The sequence below is a fragment of the Candidatus Saccharimonadales bacterium genome (assembly GCA_039928925.1).
In the GTDB taxonomy this organism is placed as follows: Bacteria; Patescibacteriota; Saccharimonadia; order Saccharimonadales; family Saccharimonadaceae; genus UBA6022.
The window spans coordinates 315,634-329,240 of the sequence record JBDSSF010000001.1 but is presented as its reverse complement, the minus strand read 5'-3'; the positions used below and the strand labels follow the sequence as shown (position 1 = coordinate 329,240).

Annotated in this window: 9 protein-coding genes; all 9 read right to left on the bottom strand. The window is 43.9% G+C overall.

Annotated features, from left to right (window positions below; translation table 11 throughout):
- Positions 1-236: 236 nt before the first annotated feature.
- The 9 genes from rpoC to ABIS22_01665 all read right to left on the bottom strand — a co-directional run bounded on the left by rpoC (position 237) and on the right by ABIS22_01665 (position 13,586).
- Positions 237-4,070: a DNA-directed RNA polymerase subunit beta' gene (rpoC, locus tag ABIS22_01705; protein MEO7740611.1), complete on the bottom strand. Its 3,834-nt coding sequence runs from the start codon at positions 4,068-4,070 to the stop codon at positions 237-239.
- A gap of 1 nt (position 4,071) precedes the next feature.
- Positions 4,072-7,425: a DNA-directed RNA polymerase subunit beta gene (locus ABIS22_01700; GenBank protein ID MEO7740610.1), complete on the bottom strand. Its 3,354-nt coding sequence runs from the start codon at positions 7,423-7,425 to the stop codon at positions 4,072-4,074.
- A gap of 213 nt (positions 7,426-7,638) precedes the next feature.
- Positions 7,639-8,271, bottom strand: coding sequence for a hypothetical protein (locus ABIS22_01695; protein ID MEO7740609.1), 633 nt, complete (start codon positions 8,269-8,271; stop codon positions 7,639-7,641).
- A gap of 168 nt (positions 8,272-8,439) precedes the next feature.
- Positions 8,440-8,814, bottom strand: a complete 375-nt coding sequence (locus ABIS22_01690) for a hypothetical protein (GenBank protein ID MEO7740608.1) — start codon at positions 8,812-8,814, stop codon at positions 8,440-8,442.
- Between the two features lie 55 nt (positions 8,815-8,869).
- On the bottom strand, positions 8,870-9,466 hold the full coding sequence (locus tag ABIS22_01685) for an ATP-dependent Clp protease proteolytic subunit (GenBank protein ID MEO7740607.1): 597 nt from the start codon (positions 9,464-9,466) through the stop codon (positions 8,870-8,872).
- A 125-nt stretch (positions 9,467-9,591) separates the two neighbouring features.
- The gene (gene tig, locus ABIS22_01680; protein MEO7740606.1) at positions 9,592-10,884 is read right to left on the bottom strand and encodes a trigger factor; all 1,293 of its coding nucleotides are present in this window, start codon (positions 10,882-10,884) and stop codon (positions 9,592-9,594) included.
- Positions 10,885-10,958: 74 nt separating this feature from the next.
- The gene (gene hisS, locus ABIS22_01675) at positions 10,959-12,296 is read right to left on the bottom strand and encodes a histidine--tRNA ligase (protein ID MEO7740605.1); all 1,338 of its coding nucleotides are present in this window, start codon (positions 12,294-12,296) and stop codon (positions 10,959-10,961) included.
- Positions 12,297-12,343: 47 nt separating this feature from the next.
- Positions 12,344-12,961: a hypothetical protein gene (locus ABIS22_01670; GenBank protein ID MEO7740604.1), complete on the bottom strand. Its 618-nt coding sequence runs from the start codon at positions 12,959-12,961 to the stop codon at positions 12,344-12,346.
- Between the two features lie 22 nt (positions 12,962-12,983).
- The gene (locus tag ABIS22_01665) at positions 12,984-13,586 is read right to left on the bottom strand and encodes a TrmH family RNA methyltransferase (protein ID MEO7740603.1); all 603 of its coding nucleotides are present in this window, start codon (positions 13,584-13,586) and stop codon (positions 12,984-12,986) included.
- Positions 13,587-13,607 lie beyond the last annotated feature (21 nt).

The window sequence follows — 13,607 nt, the reverse complement described above, 5'->3', positions numbered from 1 at the left end:
GAGATGCTTGGTTCTCCGGTGGATATACTGCTGGTACCGCGTTCGACCGGGGACGGTAATCGGTAGTGGCCGAGTGTCACCACTCGTTGACAACTTCTCTCCAAACGGATGTGTCATGTAAACACCTCTCTGTATGGCGTAGCACCGTAGCTACATTAATCCATTTAATATTATATCATATATATTATACTAAAACAACCCGCTCATCTGAGCGGGTTGTTTATATCTTGCAGATACTAGGCTGCGAGTTCGAAATCGTTTGCGATATCTTCCTCTGAAACTTCGTTTTCAACGAGGTCCCGAGCACCAGTACCAACTGGGATCTTGCGACCAATGATCACATTCTCCTTTAGGCCATGGAGTCGGTCAGCGCGGCCACTGACGGCAGCGTTGATTAATACACGAGTCGTATCCTGGAATGATGCAGCTGATAGCCAGCTATCGCTCCAGATTGACACCTTAGTAATACCAAGAAGCAGTTGAGTGTAGCCAACTAGTTCAGTCATACCTTCTTCGACAAGTTTCGCGTTCGCTTCAACGACAGATGCTTTACTGACAATGTCGCCAGTTACAAATGCGCTGTCACCTGGATCTTCGATCTGAACACGACTAAACATCTGTCGAACGATGATCTCAAGGTGCTTATCTGCAACATCTTGTCCCTGTGCTGCGTAAATACGAAGCACTTCGTTGATGATATAGCGCTGAGTTGCCTCAGTTCCTTTAAGACGCATGAGGTCGTGTAGGTTGAGCGAACCTATCGTTAGACGATCACCTGCTTCAACTTGGTCGTTAGCTTTAACAACAAGCTGAGTTGTGCCTGGCACTTCGTAACGAACAGGCGCGCCAGCGTTAGCAGCGAGAACTAATGTATTTTCCGCAACTTCAACGACTCCGTCGAATGGTGCAACAAGTGGCTTGCTTTCGCTTTCACCAGTTGCAAGCACATCACCAACCTTGACGTTGCTACCGGCTTTAACAGTCACCGTACGGCCACCAAGTGGGATACGTTCGACGTGACCAACAGATGGAGTGACTTGGACAATATATTTTTTGCCATCTTCCCAAACATCTACTGTTCCTGCAAGTTCAGTCATAAACGCTTGACCTTTTGGTGAGCGGGCTTCAAACAACTCTTCAACACGAGGAAGACCTTGCGTAATGTCACCACCAGCAACACCACCGGCATGGAAGGTACGAAGCGTAAGCTGTGTACCAGGCTCACCGACAGATTGTGCAGCAATAACACCAACAGGTTGAGCAGCAGCAACGAGGTGGCCTGTTGCCATATCGATACCGTAACTCTTTGTTGGAATACCGCGTAGGTTCTTGGTTGATAGAACTGATTGAATTTTTACTTCAGTAATGCTTGCATCATTGTGAATTGCATCTGCGATTTCACGTGTGATCAGCTCGTCTTTCTTAATATAGTCTCCGACAGCTTCTGCAGTGTAACGACCAAAGAGACGGTTACCGAAGTCGATCATAGTGAGTTCTGACTCTGAACGTTGGATAGCAAAACCATCATCACTATCAGGTTGATCAGCAACAGTGAACACGTCCTGTGACACATCAACAAGACGACGAGTCAGGTAACCTGAGTCAGCTGTCTTAAGCGCTGTATCGATCAGACCCTTACGAGCACCACGTGTTGCCACGAATGATTCAAGTGAGCTTAGTCCTTTTTTATAGCTTGATCGAATAGGAAGTTCGATTTCACGGTTTGTTGCATCCACCATGATACCGACCATGGCACTAGCAAGCTTAATGTTACTAATATCACCACGCGCACCAGAGTTGACCATGACACTAATACTCGTATCCATGTTCTTCATTTGTTGTTGTAGGAATTCAGTAATCTGACGGTCAACACCACGCCATGCGCCAACAGTAAGGCTGTATCGTTCTTCCTCTGTAATAAGACCTTCGTCGAATTGCTCAGATATAAGTGTCGTCTTAGCATCACCTTCAGCGATAAACTCTGCAGTCTCGTCGAAGCTGATGTAGTCATCCATACCTGTTGAAACTGCGGCGATTGTTGCAAATCGGAAGGCAAGACCTTTCATACGGTCTGCAGTCTGAGCGGTCGTTTCAGCATCGTACATGTTGAAAATCTGTGCAAGCACTTTTTTCAACTGTTTCTTATTCTGAACACCGTTATCGTATGGGAAATCTTTTGGTAGAATTTCATTGAAGAAAACACGACCAAGAGTTGTATTACGGATTTCACCTCGTGTATGGACACGAATTGGGCTTTGAAGTTGCAAAACACCTTGATCGTATGCCATTTCAGCTTCATAAACAGAGCTATATGCTTTAACTGCAGCAGTTTGTGCACTAGGTTTTTCATATGTAATGTAATAGTTACCAAGAACAACATCCTGTCCAATACTTAGAACTGGAGCACCGTCCGCAGGCTTTAGAAGGTTTCTTGTTGCTGTCATGAGCTCGCGAGCTTCACGCTGAGCGTCATCTGACAGTGGCAAGTGAACAGCCATTTGGTCACCGTCGTAATCGGCATTAAATCCGTTTGCAACGAGTGGGTGTAGCTGAATCGCTTTACCTTCGACTAGTTTTGGCATGAATGCTTGAATTGATAGACGGTGAAGTGATGGTGCACGGTTCAAAAGAACGTACTTGCCCTCAATCACAGCATCAAGTGCGTCCCATACGAGTGCATCACCTGATTCAATTAAACGAGTCGCGCTACGAATGTTGTGTGCGTGCTCGCCACGAATCAACCAGCTAATAACGAATGGCTTGAATAATTCAAGAGCCATCTGCTTCGGCAGACCACATTGGTTAATTTTAAGCTTTGGACCAACAACAATAACTGAACGTCCAGAGTAATCCACACGTTTACCAAGAAGGTTCTGGCGGAATCGTCCCTGTTTACCCTTTAACATATCACTGATTGATTTCAAGCGGCGGCGACCACCTGTTGCATTCACTGCGCGGCCACCACGAGCAGAACTGTTATCGACAAGTGCGTCAACTGCTTCTTGAAGCATACGCATTTCATTTCGACAGATAACTTCAGGTGCATTAAGGTCTATGAGTTTCTTTAGACGGTTGTTACGGTTAATAACACGTCGGTAAAGATCATTTAAGTCTGATGTCGCAAAACGGCCACCTGTTAGCTGCACCATTGGACGAAGGTCCGGTGGAATAACTGGTAGAACTGTTAGCGTAAGACTGTTTGGTTTGATACCAGCTGCAAGCATACCCTCAAGAACCTTAAGGCGCTTAAGAAGTTTCTTCTCTCGTTGACCTTTTGCGCCGGCAACTTCTTCAGATAACTGAGCGATGAGCTGCGGTAGTTCAATTTCATCAAGAAGAGCTTTAAGTGCAGTACCACCCATACCAACTTCAACTAGTTCTTCGTATTCTTCAGGAAGATTACGATAATCAGTTTCGTTCATAAGAGCGCCTTTAATGAGGCTATCAAGCTGTGCTTTTTTCACAGTGTAACTGTCATTAAGTTCTTCAACTTCACGTGACTGTGCCTGTGCAAGTTCTTTAATATCAGCACCGTCAACGTCGGCTTCTTTTTCATAACGCATTTTAATTGCCATGCGGCCAGCTTCAGTTTCAGCTTCAAGGTCAGCAAGGAACTGATCACGTTTTTCAGTGTTCGATTTCAAGATAACGTATGTTGCAAAGTATGCAATGCGTTCAAGGTTGCGGACAGTAATACCAAGTAGTAGTGACATGGCACTCGGTGTACCGCGCATGAACCAAATGTGCGCAACAGGTGCGGCAAGGCTGATATGAGCCATGCGTTCACGTCGCACGATTGATTTAGTGACAAGCTCACCATTCTTATCAATCGCAGCTTCGCGTGAACGAACACCCTTTAGTTTATTGTCGTGTGGGTTAATGTCTTTGACTGGGCCAAAGATTCTTTCGCAGAACAAGCCATCTCGTTCTGGCTTCTGAGTACGATAGTTAATCGTCTCAGGCTTTGTGACTTCACCATTGCTCCATTTGAGGATGTCCTCTGGACTTGCAACTGCAAGTCGGACTGCATCAAAGTCGGCAATTCCGTTGTTGGCGATAACGCGACTCATATTACGCCTCCTCCTTAATTTCTTCTATTTCATCAATATCCTGAATACTAATTCCCTCTTCAAGGTCGTCCATTTCAGCGTCTGCTTCGTCCATGATTGTTTCAACATCATCATCAAGTACAACTGGAACAGTTTTATCGGCTGGGCCTGATGCGGCAATGACTTGCTCGGCATCAATGACTGCGTCCTCTGACTCATCAAGAAGATCAACACGAAGACCAAGTCCCTGGAGCTCTTTTACAAGAACGTTGAATGATTCAGGTAGTTTTGGACCAACGATTGGTTCATTTTTGATAATTGATTCATATGCTTTAGCACGACCATAGACATCGTCTGACTTAATAGTAAGCATTTCCTGCAACGTTGTTGCAGCACCATAGGCCTCAAGTGCCCAGACTTCCATTTCACCAAATCGCTGTCCACCGTTTTGTGCTTTACCACCAAGCGGCTGCTGAGTAACCATTGTGTATGGCCCAGTTGAACGTGCGTGAATCTTGTCACTTACCATATGATGCAGTTTAAGCATGTGCATGACACCGACTGTTGTGCGCTCTTCAAATGCTTCACCAGTACGACCATCGAATAGTTGTGATTTACCATCTCGGGCAAAACCAGCTTTCTCAAGTTCGTCACCAATTGTTTCATTTGGAACACCATTAAACGGAGGTGTTGCTACTTTGTAGCCAAGTGCACGTGCAGCCATACCAAGGTGAGTTTCAAACAACTGACCCATATTCATACGAGAAGGAATACCGAGTGGGTTTAGGACAACATCAACAGCTGTTCCGTCTTCCATGAATGGCATATCCTCGACTGGAAGGATTCTTGCGACAACACCCTTGTTACCGTGGCGACCAGCAAGCTTGTCACCGACGCTAATTTTACGAAGTTGAGCAACAAAGATTTGAATTTGCATCAAAACACCGGCTTTTAGCTCATGACCATTCTCACGTGAGAAGATCTTAACACCGACAACTTTACCACCACCAGCATTGTTCATTCGCTGTGATGTATCACGAACATCTTTAGCTTTCTCACCAAAGATAGCACGGAGTAGGCGCTCTTCTGAGCTTAGTTCTTGCTCACCCTTAGGTGTAATCTTACCAACGAGAACGTCACCAGATTTTACTTCAGAACCAATTTGCACGATACCATTTTCATCAAGGTGACGAAGTGATTCTTCGTTTACATTTGGAATGTCACGAGTAACAATTTCTGGACCTAGTTTTGTCTCACGAACTTCAACAGTGTAATCTTTAATGTTGATACTCGTAAGTGCATCTTCTTTAACGATACGATCAGAAAGAACGATCGCGTCGTCCATGTTATATCCGTTCCATGGCATAAAGGCCACAGTAAGGTCACGTCCAAGTGCAAGTTCTCCGTTAGCAACTGAAGCTCCTTCAATAAGGATATCGCCTGCTTTTACTTTTTGGCCACGAGTTACGCGAACTTTTTGGTTAATCGAGCGATCATCGTTCGACTTTGCAAAGTGTACGAGTTCGTAGGCTTTAACACCATCTTTGTACTTAACATGGATTTCATCGCCATCAGCACGAACAACTTCACCATCGCCTTCTGCAACGACTAATTGACTCGTATTTTTAGCAAGTTCAGCCTCAATACCCGTACCAACAACTGGTGACTCAGGATCGAGCAGTGGAACGGCTTGCTTCTGCATGCTTGCAGCCATCAAGCTACGGTCGACACGGTTTTTCTCAACAAAAGGCACTAGGCTCGCAGTTGATCCAAGGATTTGCTTATGAGCTGCGTCCATGTATGTGACTTCTGATACGTCCACTTGCTCAGGAAGTGGTCCATTACGTGCACTAACGCGTTCTGCGACGAATTTATTGTCATCCGTAAGTTCAGCACCAGCATCTGCAATAACTTCAACAGCTTCTTGTGATGCATCAAGATAAACAACTTCGTCGCTCACTTTACCATTTTTGACTTTTAGATATGGAGTTTCAATAAAACCATATTCATTCACACGAGCATATGTTGCAAGGTTAAGCACAAGCCCAATGTTTGCACCTTCTGGAGTCTCTACAGAACATAGTCGTCCGTAGTGAGTAGGATGTGCGTCGCGCACATCAAATCCAGCACGTTCGCGTGACAATCCACCAGGTCCCATTGATGAAAGACGGCGCTTGTGAGCGAGCTCTGCAAGTGGGTTTGTCTCATCAAGGAGCTGTGACAATTGTGAGCTAGCAAAGAATTCGCGAACAGCAGCCACAACAGGACGAGCGTTAATTAGTTGTCCAGGTGTTACGTTTTCGATGTCAGACATAGACATACGGTCCATGGCGTTACGCTGCATACGAAGCATACCAACACGGAATTGGCGTGCAACTAGTTCACCGACTAATTTCACACGGCGGTTTGATAGTGCATCAATATCGTCAGGGAGATCCTGAGTATTATTAAGACGGATAATCTCACGGATAATAGCGACGAGATCAGTCATTTGGAACACGCGGTTTTCAGTCGTGTTTGGTACATCAATACCAAGACGTTGATTCAATTTGTAACGACCAACACGAGAGTAGTCAAATCGTTTGAAATCAAAGAACATACGCTCAATCATTGTTCGAGCGTTATCTACAGTGGCAAGGTCGCCTGGTCGGAGGCGGCGGTAGACTTCGATTAATGCTTCGTTGGCACCACGAGCAGCATCTTTTTCGAGAGTAGCATCGATATATTTAACATCGCCAGTGTCTGTGTCTGCAAAGAGAGCTTTGATTTCACTTGTTTTATTGTAACCAAGCGCGCGCAGAAGTGTCGTCACAGGTAGCTTGCGGCGGCGATCAATCTTTACATAGATCGTACCATTACTGGCTGTTTCAAACTCAAGCCATGCACCACGGCCAGGAATTAGTTTTGCACCGTAGTTGTTTCGGCCAACAACTGCATCTGCAGTAAAGAAGATACCGGCGCTACGGATAAGTTGTGAAACAACGACACGTTCAGTACCGTTAATTACAAATGTTCCACGATCAGTCATCCATGGGTAATCACCAAGATAGATTTCTTGTTCTTTGACTTCACCTGTAACTTTATTTGTTAGTTCAACTGTCGCATGTAGCGGAGCGTCAAATGTGAGGTTGTTTTCTTTGGCATCCTGTTCGCCTGTTTTTGGATCCTGGAATGCGTACTGTTTAAATCTTAGCTCGAGTTTTTGACCAGTATAGTCCTCGATTGGGTTAAGTTCCGCAAAAATTTCGCTCAGACCAGTTTCGACGAATTCTCGCCAGCTGTCTTTCTGATGCGCAATAAGGTTCGGTAACGGTAAAGCTGTGTCGTCTTTTGTAAAGAAAACACGCTTAGCGCTACTAGGCGTTGGTTTTGCCATATAGTTGCTCCTCGCATGGATTTAATTTAGTTGGGATAATCGGCGCCGAAGATTCCCTTACGTGCAGTTTGGTTCTTTAGAGGTGCCACCCACAAAAAAACACAATCAACCACAGTACACTACTTCTTAGTACTCATTGTGAAGCTTTTTTTGCAAATAGTCAAGATGTAACTGAGTGATAATAATCAAAATTGAAGAATACGGACAAGTTTCTTAACTATTACGAGGAGCGACTTTATGAAGTCTGTACGATCGATCGTATCCTGCAAGGCTAATAATGCCATGGCGTCCAATTTTAGCACTTCTATTTACAAGTGCCAGCGATAATTCGGTATCACTTTCATCAACTGCAACACGTAGCTCAGAATAGCGATTTAATATTTGGTCAGTTGGATCATCGAGTAAGCGATTGACTGTTTCGCCTGTCATTTCGCGAGAGCTATCACTCATGGCAAATGCGTGAAGTCCTCTTTGCGGTGAAGCGAGCGGATCTGCACCATGCACAAGACTGTTTAATACTGCATAACCAAACGGTTTTTGGTCACCACGTTTCCATGAACCTATCTTTATAATTCCCTGTAATGATTCATCTTCGTTTGCATCAGTTCGATAAACTCCAGCATAAACGCTATCATTTTGACCAGCGGCAAGGATTTTTTCAACCTGTTGAGAGACTTTTTCATCACTTTCAGGGTCTACAGCCGTACGAAGATCTTCAGGATTAACTCCGCTCAGACGTACAAAATCTTCCCATAGTAACTGTTGGACACGATGTGCAGTTATATACTGGTCGTCAGTGCTTAAATGATCAATGTGTAACTGTCGTAGCTCAATAGAATTTGTCATAATATACTTATTATACCATCTTTGCTATATATAATCTATAGATGTATGTTCTTTCGTCCTCTTGGACTCATCAGAATAGCTTACAGCTACTGAGAACATATCGCCTCCAGGAAGAGAAGGAGCTGTTGCTCACTCTACTGTTCCTGGAGACTAGGCCGGCAACAAGGGCTACTTGTCCCTGACTTCTTCGATGAAGTAACACACACCGATGCCCGTGGCGACGATGGCAATGATACTTCCGACGACGACGCCAGTGCCTCCATCGCCCTTCGATGACCATGAAAACGAAGTCCACCATGTCACCAGCAGCATCATTTCGATCACGATGGTGGCGATGACCACGAAGCACGCCGTGAACACCAAGTCGGTCACCGTTGCCAAAATGACAGACGCTACGACAAGTGCCACGAAGATGGTTACAAGAACTGCAATCGTCGACGAAGCAAAACCGAAAGCTCCATACCTGCTGCCCCTTTCCTGGGCAACGCTCGAATCGGACAAGGACATCGTGTGCGCCAGAAGTGCGCTCAGGTTATTGACCATAGCGGGATTATATAATTTTAGTATTTATATGTCAATAAGCAAAACAGTGGTGGAGCTATGCTTTAGTAATGACGTCATCAATAAGACCGTATGCTTTTGCCTCTTCGCTACTCATCCAGTAGTCACGCTCAACATCTTTTTCAATTTTAGACAGTTTCTGACCAGTATTTTTTGCAAGAATTTCATTGAGTCGCTTCTTAAGATAAATACTTTCACGAAGCGTAATCTCCTGGTCAGTGACCTTACCCTGAGTACCACTTGATGGTTGGTGAATCATAATGCGACTATTTGGTAATGCAAACCGTTTACCCTTCGCTCCACTACTTAGGAGGAATGCTCCCATACTCGCCTGTAGACCGATTCCAATTGTCTGAACATCAGGCGCAATATATTGAATCGTATCGTAGATTGCCATACCATCATAGACACTACCACCAGGACTATTAATATATAGCTTGATGTCTTTTTTCGGATCATCGTAGGCAAGATGAATTAACTGAGCGACAACAATGTTAGCAGTGTGCTCATTTACATCTTCACCAAGAAAAATAATACGTTCTTTTAAGAGGCGGCTGTAGATGTCAAACGCACGCTCACCGTCTGATGATTTTTCAATAACTGTTGGAACTAGATAATTGCTTGGTTTGCTCATATATTCATTATACACAAAAATTAGCACTCGTTGCAAGTGAGTGCTAATAAATTATATTGCAACCTTCAGAGCAACACAGCATCCAGAAACAATGCTTACGTACTGTATTGCCGTACGTAGATTAGCTATTTCTTTGAGTTTAATGAAACGAGGTGATCAACGGTCTTTTCAGTGAGAAGACGATTTGCAATATCTCTGCGAACTTCAGCTTGTTCGAACTGCTTCAAAGCTTCCGGATTATTACCGTACTGCTTCTTATATGTCTCTACATGAGCATCAAGCTCCTCGTTTGTAGCTGTAATTTTTTCAACCTTACTAAGTTCTGCTAGCGCTAGGCCCGCTTTAACACGGTTCATTGCAGCTTCGCGCACTTCAGTTTCTAGCCACTTCTCTTTAGTCAGGTTTTTTGATTCAAGATACATGTCTAATGTCATACCTTGGTAGGTAAGATTCTGCGTCATGTCACGTTCGATTGACTCTTCCTGGTCCTTGAGGAGAATTTCAGGAACTGGGATTGTACTAATTTCTATAAGTTGAGCGACAAGATTATCTTTAACCTTATCTACCGCTTCACGCTCTTTTTGTGATTTCAGTTCACGGGTAATATCATCTTTCAGCTCTTTGACTGTATTGATATTTTCTGCACCTGCACTTTTTGCAAATGCATCATCAATTACTGGAAGAACAACTTCTTTGACTGCCTTAAGCGTCGTCGTGAATACCACATCGGCACCTTTAAGGTCAGCCACATGATAGCTATCTGGAAACTTTAGCTTAAGATCAAATGTTTCACCTACTTCTTTGCCGACAATTCCTTCTTCAAAGCCTGGGATAAATGAGTTACTTCCAAGAGTTAGACTGTAGTCTGTTCCAGTCCCGCCATCAAATGCTACGTCATCTTTTTTACCAACAAAATCAATAACAGTTTCATCGCCAAGTACCGCAGCACGCTTCACATCTTTTTTCTCAGCAAATCCTGCACGCATACGCTCAATAATCTCTTCAACATCTTTAGCTGCTACTTTTAGTTCCTGTGTTGGAACTTTTAGTTTCTTGTAGTTGCCAAGCGTAACAACCGGAAGTATTTGAGTCTCAGCAGTAAATTCAAGCGTCTGGCCTGGGACAAACTTCTTAACATCAACTGATGGACGTTCAAGTGCTTGAATTTTTTCGCTCGTAAATGCTTCAGCAACTGCTTTTGACAAGGCGTCATCAAGTGTCTGCTCCGCAAGTGCTGCAGGGTCAAGATTCTTAGCTGCAATAGCAAGTGGGACCTTACCTTTACGAAAACCTGCAACTTTAATGTTTTTTGCAAGTTTAGAGAGCGCTACTTGTTCTGCAAAGTGAAGTTCCTCTTTACCAAGGGTAATAGTCAGTTCGACTTTTGTATCTGATAGGTTTTTAACAATTGTTTTCATACTCGAACTACTATATCAGATTGTGAGTAACGCGTCATCTGCTAGTAATGATAAGTTGACGAAAACACAGCGTACTAGCTGAATAGATCGTCAATATCGCCAGTTGGATTGCGCCTACGGTCCTTGACACTACTCACAATTCGCTCAAAACTTAATTTTTGCTCTTCAGAGGAAGCGGTGTCTTTAAACTGATACATCCCGCTCTTAACTTCATCTTCACCGATAAAAACAATAAATGGTATCTGTTTTTTGAGTACAGCTTTTAGTTGACGATCAAATTTACGCCCACTTATATCAACTTCTACGTTGATACCCTCGTCACGCATATCGCTCGCAAGTTTTAAAGCATTTTTAAGTGTATCTCCGAGAACAACAACACCAACTTCTGTTGTCGATACGAGCTTTGGAAGTAAATCATGAGTCTGTAGAAATAGTTCTGTCATTGTAAGGCCAGGAGCCATGCCAACTGCAGAAATAGGCTCTGCACCGAATAAACCAACTAGTCCGTCGTAGCGACCTCCACCAAACAGTGAACGATTATTATCTGGGTGGTTATCGTAGACCTCAAAGACAGTACCAGTATAGTAATCAAGTCCTCGCATAAGAGTGATGTCAAACATGGCATTTTTCACACCAGCTTGTTCAAGTAATGTAAATAACTCCTGTACTTCACGAACAGCAGCACTCTCACGAATCTCTTCTGGTAGATCTGCCATACTTTTCGCTACGAGAAGTGCGGAAATCTTACCGAGACCAGCTGGAGCCATATCCTGACCAAAAATCTCAATAGCTTGATCACGAAAATCCTCATTACTTATCTTATTCTTACGATCAAATAGTTTAACCATCAACTGCGCTTGTATTGCATCAAGGCTAAGATATTGTGCCATCATGAAATTTATTAATTTACGGTTATTAATTTTAATCGTAAACATTTTTTCATCAGCGCTAAATGCTTTCATGAGTTGAGATGCCAGCCCTATGATTTCGGCTTCTGCAACTGCACCTTCAGCACCAAAAATATCAGTATTGAGTTGCCAGAACTCACGCTCACGTCCTCTCTGAGGACGCTCATACCGCATGAAATTTGCGATTGAGTATAGCCGAGCTGGGTAGCCCATTTCCTGACGACGAGCGGCAACCATACGACTAATACTCGGAGTCATTTCCGGTCGAATAGCTACGGTACGTCCGCCGCGATCTGAAAAAGTGTATGTCTGCTCACTGGCTAGCTCTTGACCAGATTTTGCAGCGTATACTTCAAGTGGCTCTAGCATGGGCGCACCGTACTCTTCGTACCCATGTCGTTCCATGACACGTCTCCATGTTGAGAAAATATAGTTTTGAACCCGTTTGTCTTCGGGATAGTAATCACGCGTGCCTTTATAGGGTTGTGAAGATAGCGTACTCATTACAGCTATTCTTGCATTTTTATCTGTTATTTGCAAGCATGTGCATGTTAGCGGACTGAACGAAACTGTGTCACTCTACTCATAATATTTGCGCCAAATGCATACGCTTTATTGATGCGGGGTGCTGGTATTAATTGATCAGGTCTTTGAAATGCAGGATGATGCGTTGCGAGAAGTTGCTCGAGTTCATCAATCGCATAATCAAGATGCATACTATTAACTGGAGCTCTATCGTTTACAGGTATGATAGCGTGAACATCAAGATATTTCACTGGAACTCCAGCCTCATTGCGAGTAAAATCATGCAGTCTCTCCAGATCATCATTACTGGGTAGCAACCGTAAATCAATACCAAGATCACCACGAGATAAAGTTTTCGTCAGGACATAAGAAGCAAGTGGCTGATGATGATCAGTGACGACACGTAGCCGCTTTTCTGTATCACTTAGCCAACGAGCATCGTCGGGAGTGTAACGCGGACCATCGCTATCACCACCCTCATAACTAAGCTCGACCATTCGGCTTGTGCGTAGCACGGGTGACCTTTTTGAAAGAGAGAATTTTTGCAGTACAGATTTTAAATTTTCACTTGGAGAAAACACTATTCGAGCGACTGACCTACCACTGGCCATTCTTTCTGAGGGTTGAGTCTCTCGATCGGTCATTTGTGATTATATTGTAGCACGTTCACACTATAAGATGTTGACGAGTCCACTGATACATGACAATACCTGCTGCAACTCCTACATTTACTGAGCGCGTACTGCCAAATTGTTCAATCATGACCATTTGCTCAGCGCATTTTTGCATTTCAACGCTAAGTCCTGGTCCTTCACCGCCGAACACTAGTACGGCTTTTTTTGGTAACTTAGCCTTTGCAAGGGGCGTTGCGCCTTTAATGTTATCTATGGCAATTATACGCCGTTCATTCATCGCAATCACGAAATCTTCAACCGTTTGGTGGTGAAAAATATGGAGATACCTGTCCGTTACCATAGCTCCACGGCGATTCCAATGACGTTTACCGATAATATGCACACTTGTCACGTTGAATGCATTTGCACTACGAACAATTGTCCCAATATTGCTATCATGCTGCCAGTTTTCAATTGCAACATGAAGTCCACTACGACTTTTATCGAGGTCATTTACTATAGCTTCAACTGTCCAGTAGCGATATTTATCCTCAACGTTACGGCGATCGCCCTTCTCTAATAGGTCTGTATCGTACATCAGCCCACTAGGCCAAGGTTTTTCATGAGGACCAACCCCGATTTCTACTTCGTTCATTACTATAGTGTACCAATAAAA

Bases quoted from the DNA above. Each gene is read 5' to 3' on its own strand.
- rpoC (MEO7740611.1), bottom strand. From the start codon at position 4,070: ATGAGTCGCGTTATCGCCAACAACGGAATTGCCGACTTTGATGCAGTC.
- ABIS22_01700 (MEO7740610.1), bottom strand. From the start codon at position 7,425: ATGGCAAAACCAACGCCTAGTAGCGCTAAGCGTGTTTTCTTTACAAAA.
- ABIS22_01695 (MEO7740609.1), bottom strand. From the start codon at position 8,271: ATGACAAATTCTATTGAGCTACGACAGTTACACATTGATCATTTAAGC.
- ABIS22_01690 (MEO7740608.1), bottom strand. From the start codon at position 8,814: ATGGTCAATAACCTGAGCGCACTTCTGGCGCACACGATGTCCTTGTCC.
- ABIS22_01685 (MEO7740607.1), bottom strand. From the start codon at position 9,466: ATGAGCAAACCAAGCAATTATCTAGTTCCAACAGTTATTGAAAAATCA.
- tig (MEO7740606.1), bottom strand. From the start codon at position 10,884: ATGAAAACAATTGTTAAAAACCTATCAGATACAAAAGTCGAACTGACT.
- hisS (MEO7740605.1), bottom strand. From the start codon at position 12,296: ATGAGTACGCTATCTTCACAACCCTATAAAGGCACGCGTGATTACTAT.
- ABIS22_01670 (MEO7740604.1), bottom strand. From the start codon at position 12,961: ATGACCGATCGAGAGACTCAACCCTCAGAAAGAATGGCCAGTGGTAGG.
- ABIS22_01665 (MEO7740603.1), bottom strand. From the start codon at position 13,586: ATGAACGAAGTAGAAATCGGGGTTGGTCCTCATGAAAAACCTTGGCCT.